The sequence below is a fragment of the Salinibacterium hongtaonis genome (assembly GCF_003065485.1).
Lineage (GTDB): Bacteria > Actinomycetota > Actinomycetes > Actinomycetales > Microbacteriaceae > Homoserinimonas > Homoserinimonas hongtaonis.
Map to the genome: position 1 here is coordinate 590969 of NZ_CP026951.1, position 17899 is coordinate 608867.

The 17899-nt window shown below is 63.6% G+C and carries 15 protein-coding genes; 10 read left to right on the plus strand and 5 right to left on the minus strand.

All coding sequences use genetic code 11. The features are described 5' to 3' along the window. Position 1 precedes the first annotated feature (1 nt). Both C2138_RS02965 and C2138_RS02970 read left to right on the plus strand, forming a co-directional pair. Entirely contained in the window at positions 2 to 946 is a 945-nt protein-coding gene (locus C2138_RS02965; protein ID WP_108515410.1) for an NAD-dependent epimerase/dehydratase family protein, read from the plus strand. After that, positions 943 to 2127 (plus strand): DegT/DnrJ/EryC1/StrS family aminotransferase, encoded by a 1185-nt coding sequence (locus tag C2138_RS02970; RefSeq protein WP_108515412.1) that lies wholly within the window; start codon positions 943 to 945, stop codon positions 2125 to 2127. Before C2138_RS02965 ends, C2138_RS02970 begins: the two co-directional genes overlap by 4 nt. On the opposite strand, the gene C2138_RS02975 is transcribed toward C2138_RS02970, so the two are convergent. Next, positions 2116 to 3219 (minus strand): glycosyltransferase family 4 protein, encoded by a 1104-nt coding sequence (locus C2138_RS02975; protein WP_108515414.1) that lies wholly within the window; start codon positions 3217 to 3219, stop codon positions 2116 to 2118. The genes C2138_RS02970 and C2138_RS02975 overlap by 12 nt on opposite strands. A 51-nt stretch (positions 3220 to 3270) precedes the next feature. Here C2138_RS02975 and C2138_RS02980 point away from each other — a divergent pair, with 51 nt between their 5' ends. Next, complete coding sequence (locus C2138_RS02980) at positions 3271 to 4245, plus strand: glycosyltransferase family 2 protein (protein WP_108515416.1); 975 nt, start codon at positions 3271 to 3273, stop codon at positions 4243 to 4245. A gap of 67 nt (positions 4246 to 4312) precedes the next feature. Beyond that, positions 4313 to 5296, plus strand: a complete 984-nt coding sequence (gene gmd, locus C2138_RS02985) for a GDP-mannose 4,6-dehydratase (protein WP_108515418.1) — start codon at positions 4313 to 4315, stop codon at positions 5294 to 5296. 20 nt (positions 5297 to 5316) lie between these two features. Here the strand turns inward: gmd and C2138_RS02990 are convergent, their stop codons facing one another. The 3 genes from C2138_RS02990 to C2138_RS03000 all read right to left on the minus strand — a co-directional run bounded on the left by C2138_RS02990 (position 5317) and on the right by C2138_RS03000 (position 9284). Beyond that, the gene (locus tag C2138_RS02990; RefSeq protein ID WP_108515420.1) at positions 5317 to 6612 is read right to left on the minus strand and encodes an O-antigen ligase family protein; all 1296 of its coding nucleotides are present in this window, start codon (positions 6610 to 6612) and stop codon (positions 5317 to 5319) included. Positions 6613 to 6657: 45 nt separating this feature from the next. Continuing rightward, complete coding sequence (locus C2138_RS02995; protein ID WP_108515422.1) at positions 6658 to 8043, minus strand: O-antigen ligase family protein; 1386 nt, start codon at positions 8041 to 8043, stop codon at positions 6658 to 6660. 62 nt (positions 8044 to 8105) lie between these two features. Next, positions 8106 to 9284 (minus strand): acyl-CoA dehydrogenase family protein, encoded by a 1179-nt coding sequence (locus C2138_RS03000; RefSeq protein WP_108515424.1) that lies wholly within the window; start codon positions 9282 to 9284, stop codon positions 8106 to 8108. A gap of 180 nt (positions 9285 to 9464) precedes the next feature. Here C2138_RS03000 and manA point away from each other — a divergent pair, with 180 nt between their 5' ends. From manA to C2138_RS03020, 4 genes are all read left to right on the plus strand, one after another. Next, positions 9465 to 10622, plus strand: a complete 1158-nt coding sequence (gene manA / locus C2138_RS03005; RefSeq protein WP_241961158.1) for a mannose-6-phosphate isomerase, class I — start codon at positions 9465 to 9467, stop codon at positions 10620 to 10622. Between the two features lie 230 nt (positions 10623 to 10852). Continuing rightward, positions 10853 to 11176 carry a WhiB family transcriptional regulator gene (locus C2138_RS03010; RefSeq protein ID WP_108515426.1) on the plus strand — a complete coding sequence of 108 codons (324 nt, stop codon included), beginning with the start codon at positions 10853 to 10855 and terminating at the stop codon, positions 11174 to 11176. Between the two features lie 102 nt (positions 11177 to 11278). Continuing rightward, a complete protein-coding gene (locus C2138_RS03015; RefSeq protein ID WP_108515427.1) occupies positions 11279 to 14155 on the plus strand; it encodes a glycosyltransferase family 2 protein in 2877 nt (958 codons plus the stop codon). Then, positions 14148 to 15761 (plus strand): DUF5719 family protein, encoded by a 1614-nt coding sequence (locus tag C2138_RS03020; RefSeq protein ID WP_108515429.1) that lies wholly within the window; start codon positions 14148 to 14150, stop codon positions 15759 to 15761. The genes C2138_RS03015 and C2138_RS03020 overlap by 8 nt, the downstream gene beginning before the upstream one ends. Positions 15762 to 15799: 38 nt before the next feature. On the opposite strand, the gene C2138_RS03025 is transcribed toward C2138_RS03020, so the two are convergent. Continuing rightward, on the minus strand, positions 15800 to 16237 hold the full coding sequence (locus C2138_RS03025; protein ID WP_108515431.1) for a metallopeptidase family protein: 438 nt from the start codon (positions 16235 to 16237) through the stop codon (positions 15800 to 15802). Between the two features lie 24 nt (positions 16238 to 16261). Between C2138_RS03025 and C2138_RS03030 the strand changes: the two genes are divergently transcribed. Next, on the plus strand, positions 16262 to 16468 hold the full coding sequence (locus C2138_RS03030) for a DUF3499 family protein (protein ID WP_108515433.1): 207 nt from the start codon (positions 16262 to 16264) through the stop codon (positions 16466 to 16468). Continuing rightward, positions 16465 to 17886 (plus strand): phosphomannomutase/phosphoglucomutase, encoded by a 1422-nt coding sequence (locus C2138_RS03035; protein ID WP_108515435.1) that lies wholly within the window; start codon positions 16465 to 16467, stop codon positions 17884 to 17886. Before C2138_RS03030 ends, C2138_RS03035 begins: the two co-directional genes overlap by 4 nt. Positions 17887 to 17899 lie beyond the last annotated feature (13 nt).

The following is a 17899-nucleotide window of genomic DNA, read 5'->3' on the forward strand; positions in this document are numbered from 1 at the left end:
CGTGCGCGTTCTTGTCACGGGGGCTGCGGGCATGCTGGGGTCCAGCATCGTTGAGCAATGGGCCCGGCAGCGCCCGGACGACGAGGTGGTTCGATTCACCCGCAGTACCGTCGACTTGCTCAACGCTAATGCCACACGGGCGGCAATCAATGCCGCGAGACCGGATGCAATCATTCACGCAGCGGCTCGCGTTGCCGGTATCACCGAGAAGCTAGCAAAGCCGGCAACTTTCTTGCGCGAGAATCTCCAGATAGATGGAAGCGTGATCTCCGCCGCCATCGACCTCGAAGTGCCTGAGCTGCTCTACATTTCGAGCGGCGCGATTTACCCGGCTGGCATGCGCCAGCCGCTAGTAGAAGAAGACATTCTGGCAGGGGAACTCGAACCAGCAAACGAGGGTTACGCCCTCGCCAAGATAACGGGCGCCAAGCTCTGTGAGTACGCCAGCACGCAGTATGGGTTTGCCTACCGTGCCGCTGTCCCCAGTAACCTCTATGGCCCGGGGGACGACTTTAGCCCGGGTCGCGCCCACCTGGTCGCATCAACTATCGCTAAGGCCCACGCTGCTGTGGCTGCTGGGGATGACACTATTTCAGTGTGGGGCGATGGAACCGCTCGTCGCGAATTCACCTATGCACCGGATCTCGCTTCGTGGCTCGTGGGACAGATTGGCTCGCTCGCGGAATGGCCGTCTCTTCTCAACCTCGGAGTCGGTGTCGACCACAGCATCCGTGACTACTATGACGCTGCGGCCCGTGTAGTCGGATTCGACGGGGAGTTCGACTATGACGTCACCAAACCCGCGGGCGTGATGCAACGACTTCTCGACTCGAGCCGTGCTCGCAAACTCGGTTGGAACCCCTCTACTACCCTCGACGAGGGATATGCGGCATGCTACGCCGCCTACCTCGCCACGCCCGCCTCGAACGAAAGACATGCACGATGAACTCACCGGTCGAATCAGCCTTCCCTCTCGCGACATCATCGTGGGACGACGCTGAATACGGGGCAATTCAAAAGGTTGTAACTAGCGGACGATTCACGATGGGCCCGCTGGTCAAGCAGTTCGAGGCAGGGTTTGCCGCCCAGTTCGGCGCAGAATACGGCGTGATGGTCAATTCGGGGAGCAGCGCGAATCTACTTGCCGTCGCCGCCGCCGTTATCGATCCTCGCTTCGACCTGAATCCCGGCGACGAAGTTCTCGTCCCCGCAGTTTCGTGGGCGACGACCTATTACCCGCTGAGTCAGTACGGCTTGAAGCTGCGCTTCGTTGACATCGACATCGACACCCTCAATATGGATCTCGATCTTGCCGAGGCGGCAATCGGACCGAAGACCAAAGCGATCTTCGCCGTCAACCTTTTGGGGAACCCGAACGATTTCGCCCGTCTCGCAGCTCTTGCAAAGAAGCACAGTCTCGTGCTGCTTGAAGACAACTGCGAGTCCCTCGGAGCCCGTGACAACGACACCTGGGCCGGGACTGCGGGCCTCATGGGTACATTCAGCGCCTTTTTCTCGCACCACATCTCGACGATGGAAGGGGGCGTAATCCTCACCGACGACGAGCAGCTCTACCAGGAGTTGATCTCGTTGCGCGCCCACGGGTGGACGCGTGAGCTACCGCAGAAGAACTTCGTGCACGATAAGTCAGGCGACAAGTTCGATGATCTGTTTCGGTTTGTCCTCCCGGGTTATAACGTGCGCCCGCTCGAAATGTCTGGCGCTATCGGCATCGAGCAGCTCTCCAAGATTCCGTCGCTGGTCGAGGGGCGTCGCAAGAACGCCAAGTACTTCCAGCAAAAGTTCGCTGGCCTCGAGACGGTCCGGTTGCAGCGTGAAACTGGAGAAAGCAGCTGGTTTGGATTCTCGCTCGTGCTCGAGGAAAGCCTGGCAGGCCGTCGCGGAGAAGTGGCTAAGGCGTTAGAAGCCGCAGGGGTTGAAGCGCGGCCCATCGTTGCCGGCAACTTCGCCCGGAATCCCGTCATGAGCTATCTCGACGCCACAGTTCCTGACGAGCTGCCCGCGGCGGACAAGATCCACGTCGACGGTCTGTTCGTCGGCAACCACCACTATCCCGTCGAGTCAGGGATCGATCACGTCTTCGACGTTCTCTCCTCACTGAGCTAGTAGGCTGCCGAGAGACTTGCGGAATGAGTCCAGAGTCTCTTCGGCGACCTTTTCCCACGAGAACTGTGCCGACCTCTCGTAGCCAAGCGTGGTCAGTTCACTCTGTCGTGCGGGATTGGCCGAGAGTTCGCGAACCGCGCGGGCGAGATCGGTGGGGTCGCCTGCGATGAAGTAATCGGCGGCATTTGCGCCAACCTCGCGGAACACCTCAGTATCAGCGAGGATGACGGGGAGCCCGATGGCCATCGCTTCCAAGGTTGGCAGCGAAAATCCGGTTGCCAGGGTGGAATCAATCAAGGCCGTCGCCGTCGAGAAAAGGTGCGCCAGTTCTTCACTCGGCACCCACGATCTAAGCTCGACCGAACCCTCAAGCCCAAGGTCGCGCACCAGCGGAATCAACGGATCGTCGCCATGGCTGCCGGTAATGACGAGGTGCGGGCGGTCTCGGGGTGCGAGTTCCGACCAAGCGCGGACTACCGTCTCGAAGTTCTTGTAGGGGCTCCGCTGACCGATCGCAAGAAAGAGGTCAGGCTGTCGCGCGTTCTCCGACACGACGCTATCGCCAGTGCGGCCTGCAAGAGGAATCACGTCGATACGGTCGTTGGGGAACTTCAAGTACTTGCGAATCATGGACGCGGAGTACTCGCTAATTGTTATCAGCCGCGCGGCTCCTGCGGCGCCGCGTTTTTCCATCCATTTGACGGGTTCAGTGAACAACTTGGTCTGCATTAGCTCGGGGTGAGAGAAATACAGCAGATCATGAATCGAGATAACGACAGGAATGTTCGATCGCAGAGGACCAAACATCGCAGGGCCGTGAATGAGGTCAGCGCCCGCCTTCTTTGCCGCCGTCGATACGCTAAAGAGCTCACCGCGGGCCCAACTCAGCCGGTTCTCACCGCTAATTCCGGAGTTGATAACGGGGCCGGGGAACCACGAGGTGTCTTTTTTCGCCAGTTCAGAGCTCACATACCCGACAAACTCGAACTCGGTGTCGAGTTCGCCGATGTGCCGGTAGAGCTCGCGGGCGTATATCTCGATGCCGCCCTTGGTTCCCGTGGACTGAAGGAGATTGACGAAGACGAGAGGCATGCAGCAATGCTAGCCGCGGCGGCTTTATGCGCTCGCCGCTAGGCTCGCTGTGTGACGACAATCTCGGTTGCGCTGTGCACTTACAACGGTGCTCGCTACATAGAAGAACAGCTTCGAAGCATTGTGAGCCAGTCGGTGGCGCCATCGGAAATCATCATTTCTGACGACGGATCAACTGATTCCACGCTTGACGTGATTCGTGGTTTTCTGCAGGAGTACGACACCGGGTCAACGGCAATAACAATTCTCGGCGGTGCCGCCAACGTGGGAGTTACCGCCAACTTCCAGCGTGCGATTGAGGCAAGTAGCGGAGACCTGGTTGTGCTGTGTGATCAGGATGATGTGTGGCACGTAAACCGGATTGAGAAGGCCATCTCGTCATTCGATAGTAGGCCTGCCCTCTTGCTGCAACACAGCGACGCAAGGCTGATCGACGACGAAGGTGAACCTCTCGGCCTGAGCCTCCTCGACGCACTCTCGGCGTCACGTGAAGAACGCGCGGCGATAAACGGCCCGCGGCCTTTAGGCGCCTTTATTCGCCGAAACCTGGCCACGGGAGCAACTGTGGCATTTCGGAGGTCGCTTCTTGAGTGGGCGCTGCCGTTTCCCTCCAACTGGGTGCACGACGAATGGCTGGCCGTGATCGCTGCAGCTCTGGGTGAAGTGGAGCTGCTGGACGCCGAGCTGGTTGATTACCGTCAGCATGGCAACAACCAGATCGGCGTGCGAAAGCCGACGCTGCGGTACCGACTTGGTCGGATGCTGGAGCCACGCGGAACCCGCTACGTGACGCTCGCGTCGCGCTCAGCAACTTTGGCCGACCGCCTAGAAACGTTGCCGGTCGACGATTATGCCCTTGAATTAGCTCGGAATCGAGCGCGCTTCGACGCCATGCGCGCTACCCTCTCGCCCCATCGGGTGTGTCGACTGCGAACTGTGTTGCGGGAGTATCGGGCGGGATCGTATGCGGCGCTTGCAAGTCAAGGGAACCTCGACGTCGCACGAGACCTCCTGCAGCCTGCGTGAGCTTTTGTCGTCTCGCCGGGCGATAGAGTTAGGCGACTCGAACCGCCCTCAGCACAAGGACAGCAATATGAAGCGCGCGCTCATCACAGGAATAACCGGTCAGGATGGCCTCTACCTGGGGGAGCTGCTGATCTCTAAGGGTTACGAGGTCTACGGACTGGTGCGGGGGCAGAATAATCCCAAGCTCGATGTGGTTCGCCGGGTACTGCCTGAGGCAAAGCTCATATTCGGTGACCTCACTGACCCGTCGAGCCTGACTAGGACGCTCAACGAGGCCCGACCGGACGAGGTTTACAACCTGGGTGCCATTTCGTTCGTCGCCTACTCGTGGGAGAACGCGGGGATAACCAGCGATGTGACAGGCAAGGGAGCGTTCAACCTGCTCGAGGCCACGCGGCTGTACGCGGGCGACAACCCCGCATCAGTTCGTTTTTATCAGGCCTCGAGCTCCGAGATGTTCGGGAAGGTGCAGGAGGTGCCGCAGCGCGAGTCAACCTTGTTGTGGCCGCGCTCGCCGTACGGCGTTGCAAAGGTATTCGCTCACTACATGACCATCAACTACCGCGAGTCATATGGCATGCATGCGTCGTCTGGAGTGCTCTTCAACCATGAGTCCCCGCGCAGAGGGCCCGAGTTTGTGACCCGTAAGATCACGCGTGCCGTCGCCCGTATATCGCTTGGGTTGCAGGAGACGGTTGCGCTGGGCAACCTCGATGCCAGCCGCGATTGGGGGTTCGCCGGCGACTACGTCGAAGCGATGTGGCTAATGCTCCAGCAGGATGTGGCCGACGACTATGTCATTGCTACCGGCGAGACGCACACTATCCGCGAGCTACTTGATGTCGCTTTTGCGCACGTCGGTATAACCGACTGGCAAAAGTATGTGACCCAGGACGAGCGATTCATGCGCCCCGCAGAAGTCGACCTCCTCATTGGTGATCCGGAGAAAGCGCGTTCGGCTCTGGGATGGACTCCGCGGGTGGACTTCAAGCAACTCGTAGAGATGATGGTCGACGCCGACCTCGATGAGCAGCGCTCGCTAGCGCGTTAAGTCGCTTGGTGCGTTGCTATCTAACTTAAGGGTTCTTGCTCAAGCGGCCGCTCGAACGCCTTGCGCCAGCTGAGTTTCTGCGACGCCTTAACGCAGCAGACCACAAAGGTGAGCCATCCGAACTCGATGAGGATGCTGCTTTCTGCCAATGATGCAACTAACAGTGCGGCGAGCACCACTGCGGGCCATGTGTAGACCACGCTGCGCTGTCGAGCAGCAAGCATCCAGGACCGCACGAACGCAAGCCCGAGCACCCCAACGAAAGCCACCAAGCCAACAATGCCGAGTTGAAACCAGACGTCGAGGTAGGCGTTCACGGCAGAAGTCGATGGTCGTGCGATGCTCGTTGGAAAAAGTGTGAACGGCGCCAGATGGGGATTCCACTGGCCAATCCAGCCCCATCCCTCGACAGGGTGAAGCTGAATCAGATCGGAGATCCTCTGCCATAGGTTGAGTCGATACTCGAGCTCACCCGTGCCGTTAAGCGCGCCAACGATGGGGCCGCGAAAGCTCCACGCGATTGCGGCGGCGGCGGCGGCCCCAGCCAAGATGGCGACCTGCCAGAACCTCCGCCGCACCGGTGCCAGCCGCCGCACACCATAAAGGATCGCGGTTGCAGAAACCGCGACAAGAGCTGTGCCCCACGCGATAGGCGATCCGGTGAGCGCGAGCGTGAGCGCAGCGCCCGCGATCGACGCGATAGCGGTGCCTCTGGTAACCGACTGTGTGCGCCATTCGACGACGAAACTGATGCCGCCGATCACAGCGAGAAGTCCGAGCTCGTTGCGGTTGCCGACAAGCCCGGATATTGGCCCCAACTCGCTGATATTGCCCGCAATAGACAGGAATGGGATGGGGGTGTCGATCAGGATGCCCGAGAACACTTCGATCACAAGCGACGCTGCGATGGTGAATCGTAAGACGTCGCCGTAGGCCCTAACGATTTGAATCGTGTCACGCACCAGCGCGACATAGAGCCCGAGAAAGGTGAAGCCAAGCATTGAGGCGAGCCCGCCCAGTGTCGCCCACTGATACTGACTCCAGAAGATTGAGATGCAGGCCCAGGCTAAGAAAACCATCAGAGAAATGGGCACGAGACCCGTGAACTCAATGGTGTTTCGGTGGGCCAGGAATGACAAGGCGCAGAACACGATGAGCGTTGCAAAGCAAGCGATCAGTCCTGGCAGTCCAATCGTGCGGTTGAGTGCGAAGGCGAAAACGCCGGTGGAAATCGCCGTGATAGTCAGCGCAGAACTGAGCCGAGCGGAGCCAAAAAAAGCGGTCAGGCCGCCATATAGCCTCGCGTGTGAGTTCATCGCAACCAAACTACCGTCACACCGGCGTTCACCGCGCCTCGCGCGCTAACCGCGCTTCGCGAAGCGCGTGGCCCCCGCCAACGAAGCAACGCTATCGGCCGAGACTGGCAGCGCCCGTGTGCTGACCGCGATGTAGGCCAGCAGCAGCCATCCGTATTCAACGAGGATGCGGCTCTCTGCAACCGACTGCACGAGCAGAGCGGTCAGCAGCAGCAGGGGCAGCATCGAGAGTGCCCGCGTATAGCGGTGGGGTGCTCCGACTCCGTCGAGCGCGATGAACCATGCGCGGGTGAAGGTCGAGACGATGAGCGCCGCGAACACAATGACGCCGATGATGCCGAGCTGGAGAGAGACGTCGAGCCACGCGTTGTGGGCGTGGAGTTGTTGTGTGCCGTTGCGGACGATTCGGATGGTGCTGTCGAACGGTTCGACCCACGGCACCCAGTAGCTGACCCAGCCCCAGCCGCCGACGGGTCGCTGGGCGGCGACATCGGCTACGGCCTGCCAAATGTCGAGCCGCCCCGTGAGATCACTGCTCTTGCCGAGCAGCGCGAGAATCGTGTCGCGAAAGGCGAGTCCCGCCGCGACAATGCCAGCCAGAACCGCGGCAGCGGCGACGTAGGCGATGGTGCGAGGGGCTCCGGGGGGGATGCGGTGCATCACAAGAACGAGTCCGGCCATGATCGCCACCGCGACGAGGGTGACAGCGATCGTGGCCGATGCGGTTAGCAGCAGAACCACGAAGGAGACACCCACGCCGATGAGGGCGTTGATGATGTGCCGCCGGCGAGTGAGAGCATCGGCGTCCTGCGGGATGACGGGGTCGGGTTCATCGGTTCGAACGACGCAGAGGATCGTGAAGACGATGACGCCCAGCATCGCAATGAATCCGAGCGTGCTCGAGTTGCCGACGATGCCCTGGATGGGCCCGCCCTCAAAGAGTAGCGCGCGCGACCACTGGTACATGACGGGGACCTCGCCGAGCTCCCAGTCGGTCCAGAACGCAAACACGGGCTGGCGCACAAAGGCCGCGACAACGAGCTCGAACAGCAGCGAAAGGCCGAGAATATAGGCGATCGCCCGGGAGAGAGCACGTAGCAGACCGCGCCAGTCGAGCAGGAGCGCCATGGCGACGGCGACCGCGGTTGACGCCCACTGCGCTAGAGAGCCGAGGGCCGTCCAACTGGGGTAGGCCGACCACGCGATGGATGCCGTCGCCAGCACGAGGAACGCCAATAGCGGGTAGGGCAGGGTGTGCGGGCGAAGGTCGTGCCTGCGCGAAATCACCAGAGCTACCGAGAGCCCCACGATGAAAGCGGCGAGGATGCCCCAGCCCAGCCAGCTGATCGTGTTGCGCCAGGCATCGCCCGCGAGCGCGGTAAAGAACACGAGGGTCGCGAAGGCTGACAAAAACGCACGACTGCGGAGCATAGCCACGAGTTTAGGGCCGAGCGGGGCGGTGCGCAGAGCAGTCGGCGCTATCAACCGCGTGCCTAGACGAACGCGGCGGTGCCCGTGATGGCTCGCCCCACAATCAGGGTGTTCATCTCCCTCGTTCCCTCATAGGAGTAGAGCGCCTCAGCATCCATAAAGAAGCGGATGACGTCGTATTCGGTGACGATGCCGTTGCCGCCGAAGATCTCGCGGCACCACGCGACCGTCTCGCGCATCCGGCTAGTGGCAAACGCCTTGGCCAGGGCGGAGTGCTCGTCCTTCTGCGTGCCGTCATCTTGCATGTCCGAAACGCGCATGCAGAGGGCGAGGGAGGCGGTGATGTTGCCGAGACTCTTCGCGAGCAGATCTTGCACGAGTTGGTGGCTGCCGATGGTCTTGCCGAACTGCACGCGCTCGCCGGCGTAGGCGACGGCGGCTTCGTAGGCTCCGATCGAGGTGCCGACGGCGCCCCACGCCACATCGGCGCGAGTAGCGCGCAGCACACGGGCCGTGTCACGGAAGGAGTTGGCGTTCTCAAGCTTGAGCGAGTGGGGGATGCGCACATCCTCGAGCACGATGTCGGCGTTCTGCACGATGCGCAGGCTCTGCTTGTTCTCAATCTTGGTGGCGCTGTATCCCGGCGTGGACGTCGGCACGATGAAGCCCTTGACCTGGTTGTCGTCGACATCCTTGGCCCAGATGATCGTGACATCGCTGAATGTTGCGTTGCCGATCCAGCGCTTCTCGCCGTTGATAACCCAGGTGCCGCCGTCGCGTCGCGCCGTCGTGCGAAGGCCCTGGGCGCTGTCGCTTCCGCTGAGGGGCTCCGTGAGGCCGAACGCTCCGACGACATTGCCAGCCGCCATCTTCGGCAGCCACTCCGCCCGCTGCTCCGCGCTTCCGCAGGCGGCAATCGCTCCCATCGCAAGACCGTTGTGCACGCCGAGGTAGGTGGCGACACTCGCGTCGACGCGAGCAAGCTCGACGGCGACCCAGCCGCGGAAGGCCGCAGAGTTCTCGAACGGACGCGTCTCTTCCCATGCCAATCCGGCCGCTCCGATGTCGGCGATGCCCTTGATGAGCTGACGGGGGAACTCGGCACGGTTCCAGTGGTCGTTCACGATGGGCTTGATGTCGGTGTCGAGCCAGGTGCGTAGGCGGGCGAGAAAGTCGCGTTCCTGCTCGGTGAGCGTGGTTTCAAACCCGTAGAAATCTGAGGCGAGAGGGGTGAAGGACATGGCAAACTCCTGGTGGTGGCGACACCGGCGGCATTCGGGGGGTGAGCCGCAGGCGCTCTCGAGCCTAAGAGGGTCGCCGCGGTGCCTCAAAGCGCTTGGTACTTTGGTCTAAGCGGTTGTCGGCGGCCTCGGAAAAAGCTTGTAGTCAGCCGCCAACCTATTCGAGCCACGAGAAGAGACATGAGGGTCCCGTTGCTGCTGCCCATTACCAATGAACCTCGGCCGTACGCCTGGGGGTCTCGCAGCGCGATCGCTCAGCTGCGGGGGGTGGCGCCCTCGGCTGAGCCCCAGGCCGAGCTGTGGCTCGGCACGCACCCGGGGTCGCCCGCCCGGCTTGTCGATGCTCCTGTCGAGGGGGTCGCAACGCTTGCCGATTGGGTTGAGCGAGAGCAGCCCTCGGGCAGCACCGGCCTGCCGTATCTGCTCAAGCTTCTGGCGGCGGATGCTCCGCTGTCGCTCCAGGCGCACCCCACAACCGAACAGGCGTCCGAGGGCTTCGAGCGCGAGAACGCCGCGGGGATCCCTCTCGACGCGCCGGAGCGCAATTATCGAGACCCCTTTGCTAAGCCTGAGGTGATTCTGGCGCTCAGCGACACCTTCGATGCGCTCTGCGGATTCCGCGATGCAGCGGACGCGGAGGCGGCCATTGCGGCTCTCGCAGGATCAGATCCCGTCATTGCGCAGTTCGCAGCCCGCGTCGGCCGGGAGCGGACGGCATCAATCGTGGAGTGGCTGATCACTCGAGGCCCCGGGGTCGACGACCTCGTCGAGCGAGTGACCCGCGCGGCCGAATCAGCTGACGGCATCGACGCCGATACCGTGCGCCTTCTCGCCGCTCACCACCCGGGGGATCCCGGCATCGTCACGGCGCTGCTGCTCAACCGTGTCACGCTCTCGCGCGGCGAGGCGCTCTTTTTGCCCGCGGGCAACATCCACGCCTATTTGCGCGGGTTCGGGGTCGAACTCATGACCGCATCCGACAATGTGTTGCGCGGCGGTCTTACTCTCAAACACGTCGACCCGCGGGAGCTGCTGTCAGTTCTGCGTTTCGACGCCGTTGAGGTCCCGCGCATCCAGCCGCGCGAGGCGACGCACGGTGTGCGGGTCTTTAGGCCAGAGGGCGTTGGCTTCGAGCTGAGCCAGGTGAGCCCCGCGTCGGAGACTGCGATCGTGCCTCAGTCGATCGTTCTCTGCACTGCGGGGCGCGCGACGGTGGTCTCCGATGATCAGTTGGTGGTGCTGGCGCCGGGTGAGGCGCTCTATGTCACGGCGGACGACTCAGGCGCGCGGGTCGAGACGGATGCTGCGGGCGAGGCTTTCATAGCGTCTCCGGCCTAGAACGCCAGCTTCTGCTGCGCACGGATGAGACACGCCCGACCCCAGTTCGGGAGCATGCGGTGAGCCAGAGGGTAGACACGCCGGGCGACACGCCGCTGTTTACGGGGTGAAGCCTCGATTGCCACCTGAACGTTTACGATTTGCGACTTGACTCTGGGGAACTACACGGGTGTAATTATCAAAGCGCGTTAGTAATTCGCGTAATGCACAAGGGCCGAGGGGAGAGTGACATGGCACCTGATTTGCAGCGACGAGGAGTCCCGGACGACTGGTTCGCAGACCCCGTCTCTCTCGGAGTTCCCGGTGTCCGGCGCCCCGTCAGCGATGACGACAATGCGCTCTCCTGGCAGGCCGACTCCCTCTGTGCTCAGACCGACCCCGAGGCATTCTTCCCCGAAAAGGGCGGATCAACGCGCGACGCCAAGAAGATCTGCGGCTCCTGCGAGGTTCGCAACGAGTGCCTCGAATACGCGCTTCAGAACGATGAGCGATTCGGCATCTGGGGCGGCCTCTCGGAGCGAGAGCGCCGCAAGCTGCGCAAGCGCGCCGTCTAGCAAAGGCTCCTGCGCCACGATCCTCGTCTCGCGCATCGGCATCCGACGGCTGCCGCGTGTCTACAACCGTGAGCGACAGCCCAGCGCATAGTGTCGATTCATATGCGCCAGAGAGTGACCGTCGTGCTCATCGCCCGCAATGGGGGCGAGTATCTCGAGCGAACGCTGTCGGCGCTCGCCTCTCAGACGCGCTCGGTCGATGCGCTTATCGCGGTGGACGCGGGGTCTCAGGATGCATCGGCGCAGATGCTGGCCGCAGCCGCCCCTACTGCAATCGTCACTGTGCCCCCTCGGGTTGCGCCCACCTTTGGCGGTGCAGCTCGCCACGTCATCGCAGGGCTTGACGCCGGAGACCCTGAATCCGAGTGGCTCTGGCTTCTCGCCCACGACAACGCACCAGAGCCCCATGCCCTGGCATCGCTGCTCGCTGCGGTCGAGGTAGCGCCGTCGGTTGCCGTCGCTGGCCCCAAGCTCATGAGCTTCGACCGACCCGACGTCATCGCGGAGTTCGGCCGCTCGATGACACGCCTCGGAGCATCCGTCGCCATGGTCGAGGGTGAACTCGACCAGGCCCAGCACGACGTCACGGAAGACGTGCTCGGCGTCGCGGCACACGGCATGCTCATCCGCCGCTCTGTGTGGGATGACCTGGGCGGGTTTGACCCGGGCCTGCCGACCATTGACGCAGGCCTCGACCTGAGTGTGCGCGCTCGTCTCGCGGGGCACCGCGTCATCGGCGTTCCCAATGCCCGCGTGCTTTCGGCCGGTGGCCCAGAACTCTTTGACCGACCAACAGCGAGCCCGTCGCGGCACGCCCGCATCGCTCGAGCCGCTCAGCTTCATCGGCGGCTCGTCTACGCGCCTGCCCTTGCCGTTCCGATTCACTGGGTTTCGCTCGTTCCCCTGGCGATCCTTCGAAGCCTGCTCCACTTGCTGGGAAAGCATCCGTCGTTTATTCCGGGAGAGTTCGCTGCTGCGTTCGCAGCGGCATTCGACGGAACAGTGTTCGGTGCGCGACGCAGGATCGCTCGTTCGCGAAAGCTCGGCTGGGGCGCGATCGCGCCGTTGCGAACCTCGACTGCCACGATGCGCGAGAGGCGGGCACAGCAACGCGAGGCGGAGGCCAGCGGCGGTTCTTTCGCTGAGCCGAAGATCGGGTACCTCGGCGGCGGGGGACTCTGGCTTGCGGCGTTCGCGGCAATCGTTGGCATTGTAGTTTTCGGTCCGCTCTTAGGGTCCAATAGCGTCGTGGGCGGAGGCCTTCTGCCGCTCAGCGCGACGTTCGCTGAGCTGTGGAGCACCGTCGGCTACGGGTGGCGCGAGATTGGCACGGGGTTCGTCGGGCCCGCCGACCCCTTCGCCGCGGTGCTCGCCGTTCTCGGTTCGCTCACGTTCTGGAACCCATCCCTCGCCGTCGTGGTGCTGTTCTTCGCCGCCCTTCCCCTGGCCACAGCCGGTGCCTGGTTCGCAGCCCGCGCGATCACGCGAACCCCGTGGATTCCTCTCGTCGCCGGCATTCTGTGGGCAGCATCCCCACCTCTGATCTCCGCCCTCATGTCGGGCAGGCTCGGTGCGGTAATCGCCCATCTCGCTTTGCCATGGCTCGTGCTGCTACTGCTCAAGGCACCTAAGAGCGTGGCGTCGGCTGCGGGGGCGAGTCTTCTCTTTGCCGTCGTCTGCGCATCCGCGCCCTCTCTCGCCCCTGCGCTGATCATCGGCTGGGTTGCCTGGATGATCGCCCGCCCCCGCGGGGTCGCCAGGCTCATTGCTATTCCTCTTCTTGCGGTGGCGATGTTCGCCCCGCTCGTGCTCGAGCAGATTCGCAGGGCGATCCCGCTTGCGCTCTTTGCCGACCCGGGAGCCCCCGTGGGGTCTGTTGGGGCGACAGGCTGGGATCTGGCCCTCATGAGCGCGACGCACGGGCTCAACGGCTGGGTGCCGGTGGCCGAGGCCCTCGGTCTTCCGGCGGGGTCTGCCTATTTCGTGGTCGCGATTCTGCTTGCTCCGCTCGGTCTTCTTGCCCTGCTGAGCCTCGCGGTACCGGGCTCGGGTCGTGTGATTCCGGCCCTTGCCCTTGCGTTTCTGGGCTTTGCCACAGCGGTTGCATCAGCACATCTGCTCGTAACGGCGTTCGGGTCTGTCGCGGTTCCTGTGTGGCCCGGCGCCGGGCTGAGTCTGTTCTGGATGGGTCTGGTCGGGGCGGCGATTGTCTCGCTGGAGGCGATCGGTGCTGCGGATCGGGAGGGCCGGGTGGCCGCCTTCGCCGCCGTGGTCGCGCCCATTACGGCGGTTGCGCTCTGCGTGCCCCTGATGGCCGGGCTACTCGCGGGCGAATCGCCGGTTGCCGCGTCGTCTGGTCGACTGGTTCCCGCCGTGGTTGATGCCGAGGCTCGCACAATGCCCGACGTGGGCACTCTCGTGCTCACCCCGACGGGCGACGGCGCGCTCGTTGCCGACCTTCAGCGGGGCAGTGGGGCAACGCTCGACGACCAATCAACCCTCGCGGCAACCGATCCAGCGATCGACGCGCGCGAGGAGGCTCTCGCCAGGTTGGCGGGCAACCTTGCCTCGCGCGGTAGCTACGACCCGGCCGATGACCTGTCAACTCTGTCGGTGCAGTTCGTGGTGCTCGCCGACTTCGAGCCCCTCGAGGCCGGTGACACGACCCGGGCAGAACGCAGCGCCGAGGCCGTGCGAACTCGCACGGTCGACTCGCTCGATGCCAATGCCCGGGTGATCCCGGTCGGCAGCACGAGCTTTGGCCTGCTGTGGAGAATCACGGATGCTCCCGTCGCAGAATCGATTGAGGGGCCGTCGAACGTTGGCACCCTTGAGGGGCGCGTCGTTCTCGCAGTGCAAGCGGCGATTCTGCTCCTCACCGTGCTGCTGGCGGTTCCGACGCATCGTCGCCGTCGCCACGTCCGCGAGACGATGAGCGACTCCAGAGCGACCACCTTCGACGAGGAGACCGATGACTGACCCTCGTGACGACCAGTTTCGCCCGGACGACCAGTTTCGCCCGCAGCGCGACGGCGATGATGAGATAGACCTGACTCATCCTTCTTCGCCGAGCATGCCCACGCCGGCCATTGACCCGTTCGCTGCGGGCAACGTCATCGACGAGGAGGCCGCTCCGGCCCCGCGACAGCCGCGCGGGGTCAAAGGCACTTTGCTCGTTTCTGCTCGTCTTCTGACGGCCGTGGCTGGGGCTGCCGTCGCGGCCGCCGTCATCGCTGCTGCCGCGCTTGTTCCGATTCCATCGGTCGTGTCAGAACCGCCGTCCGTTCGGGTTACTCCTGTCGCCGACGCGCAGTCTCGGGTGTGCCCCGGGCCGCTGCTGAGGCTGGGGGATGAGACGGGTGCTCAGGCGACGACGGCATCCGCTCTGGGAGAGCCGACGATTACGAGCGCGTCAAGCGGCGGCCGCATCTCCTCGGCGCCGGCGACCGCGCTCGACGGCGCGGATTCTGGTGCGCGCATCCTCTCTCTGCCTGCCGATTCCGACGGTGACCAGCCGCTTTTTGCGGGTAGCCAGTTCCAGTCGGTCGCTCGTGGCGACTTCGTAGGTTCAGCGGCCGCAGAGTGCGGCGAGGCCAAAGACGATGCATGGCTCGTCGGCGGGGCGACCACAACGGGCAGAACCACGCTCTTGGTGATCGTCAACCCTGGCGATGTCAGCGCGACCGTCGATGTTTCGGTGTTCTCCGAGACCGGATCCGTCACGGCCCCCGGTGCCACCGGAATCGCGATTCCTGCGGGAGGGGAGCGAGTGTTCTCGGTCGCTGGGCTTGCCCCCGGGCTCCAGAGCCCCGTTCTGCGAGTGCAGAGCACGGGAGCCCGAGTGGTTGCGACCCTGCAGCAGATGACCGTGCGCACATTGACGCCCGGCGGCGTGGATATTGTCACCCCTGCGGCGGCCCCGTCGACCGAGGTGATCATCCCGGCTCTGCCGATGCTCGATCACGATGCCCTTGAGGCAGCTGTTCTTGGCGAAGAGTTTCTCGACCTCAACACCGTTCTGCGGTTCTTCGTGCCGGGGGCCGAGCTTGCCCACGCGACCATCACAATGACGCGGGTGACATCAGACGGGCGCAATGGTGAGCCCGTGGATATCGACGTCACGCTCGATGCCGGAGTCGTCACAGAGCTCCTCATTGGCGAGTTTGAGGAGGGGACCTATTCCGCCCGCATCACGGCGGATGTTCCCCTCGTCGCCGGTGCCCGGGTTTCGACCGTGGGCAGCACGGGTGCAACCGACTTCGTGTGGCTTCCCGCGGTATCCGCTGTCGCGGACGAGACCCTTCTCGCTGTGGCCGAAGGCGACAACCCCGTGGTCTACCTCGTGAACCCCGCGGAATCTGCGGCGGAATTCGCGATGGAGGATGCGGATAGCGGCACGCGCACATCGGTGACGATTCCTGCCGGTGGCGCCCGCAGCATCCCGGTCGACGGCGGCACGACCTGGCAGCTCACGGGCTTCGAGCAGTTGCACGTCTCAGTCGGTTACAGCGGCGATGGCACGATCAGCGGTCAAACGGTGAACCCCCGCGCGGCTGGGTCGTCCCCCATCACGGTTTATCCGTAGCAGGCCGGATGCTGCTGCTCGTTCGGCAGTAGTCGCTGCTAGAAGTGGCGAAACCGGTCGGGGGCAAGCTCCCATGGGTCTTTGCCGATCAGCTCGGCAACGGCCCGAAAAACACAGCTTTCGATGACCATGCGGCGGTGCAACTCGTCGTCGCGGTGCAGGCGCGCTAGCCGCTCGATCGGCAGACGGTACAGCACGATGCGGCGCTCCGACGCATACACCGACCACCGTTCGACTTCGCCGGTGCTGCTGACGGAGGCGGGAACCGCGGCAACTTCGAACCGCACGGTGGCTAGTTCTTCGGGCCAGAGGTCGCGCAGATAGCTGGCGGCGGCGGAGACGGTCAGATCGAACAGGTCGATCCGCGTGCGCAGCGGGGGAAGAAACGGGCCGGTAACGGCGGCGCGGATGCCGCGGCCGTGTCGGTCTCGCCAGCCGCCGCGCGACGATGCGCGTGTGCTGCGGGTTCGAGCCATACGCCCAGTCTAGGCTGGTGCCAAATGGATGGACGGCCCTGCAGCAAAGTGGCGTGCGTGAGCACCGCTATAGCGACGCTTACCTACGACTACCGCGACTCGATGGCGGTGCTCGGTCCGCTCAGCCAGAAGGCCGAGCCGCACAGCTACGACCTGTGCGAGAAGCACGCAGCGCGACTTTCTGCACCGCAGGGCTGGCAGGTCATCCGTCATGTAGCTTTGGGTGCATGAGCTCCGACGCTTCAGCGATTGACCTGAGTCCGTTTATCAAGGCGTATGACGTCAGAGGGCTCGTCGGCAGCCAGCTGACGGATGCCGTTGTCGAGGCGCTCGGTGCTGCCTTCGCCGACGAGGTCGAGGCTGTTGGCCGCGACATTGTCGTTGGTCACGACATGCGAGATTCGTCGCCGGGCTTTGCCGCGGCGTTCTCGCAGGGCGCCATGGCGCGAGGCGCGAACGTGGTTCTCATCGGCCTGTGTTCAACGGACGAGAGCTACTTCGCCTCGGGCAGCCTGGATGCTCCTGCGGCGATGTTCACTGCGAGCCACAACCCCGCCACCTATAACGGCATCAAGTTCAGCCGGGCCGGTGCTCAGGGAATCAGCTTCGACACGGGGCTTAAGAGCATCCGCGATCGCGCCACTGCCTATCTCAGGGATGGCATCGACTCGCTCCCGCAGCAGGGCACGCTCCGCGAGATCGATGTGCTGGCCGACTACGCCGCCTACCTTCGCTCGCTCGTCGACCTCTCGGCGATTCGCCCCTTGCGCGTCGTGGTCGATGCCGGCAATGGCATGGGCGGGCTCACGGTTCCCGCAGTTCTCGGCGAGGCCGCTGGCCTCCCCGGCCTGCCGCTCGACATCGTTCCGCTCTTCTTCGAACTCGATGGCACCTTTCCGAACCACGAGGCGAATCCTCTCGAGCCGGCCAACCTTGTCGATTTGCAGAAGGCCGTCGTGGAGCACGGGGCAGATCTGGGCCTTGCCTTCGATGGTGACGCCGACCGGTGTTTCGTCATCGACGAGCGCGGCAACCCCGTCACCCCTTCCGCTGTTGCCGCCGTCGTGGCGCTGAGGGAGATCAAGCGCGTGCGCGCCGCCGATCCTGACGCCGACATTGTCGTGATCCATAACCTCATCACCTCCCGCATCGTCGAAGAAACCATCGAGGCTGCGGGGGCGACTCCCGTTCGCACGCGTGTCGGCCATTCCTTGATCAAGGATGAGATGGCGGCCACAGGGGCCATTTTTGGGGGAGAGCACTCCGCCCACTACTACTTTCGTGACTTCTGGGGTGCCGACAACGGAATGCTCGCGGCGATGCATCTGCTCGCGGAATTCGGCAGCCAGGCTGAGCCGCTCTCGGAGTTCGCCCGCCGGTTCAACCCCTACTTTCAGAGCGGCGAGATCAATTCGACCGTCACGGATGTTGCCGCGGCCTATGCGCGCATCGTCGACGACTTCGCGAGTGAGGCCGAGTTCGACGAGCTCGACGGCCTCACGGTGAGCGGCGGCACAGAAGCCGGTTTCTGGTGGTTCAACGTGCGCCCCTCGAATACCGAGCCGCTGCTGCGCCTTAACGTCGAGGCCGAGACCGAGCCGGAGATGCAGGCCGTGCGCGATCGGGTTCTGGCCCTCATTCGTCGGTGATCGTGAGGTCAGC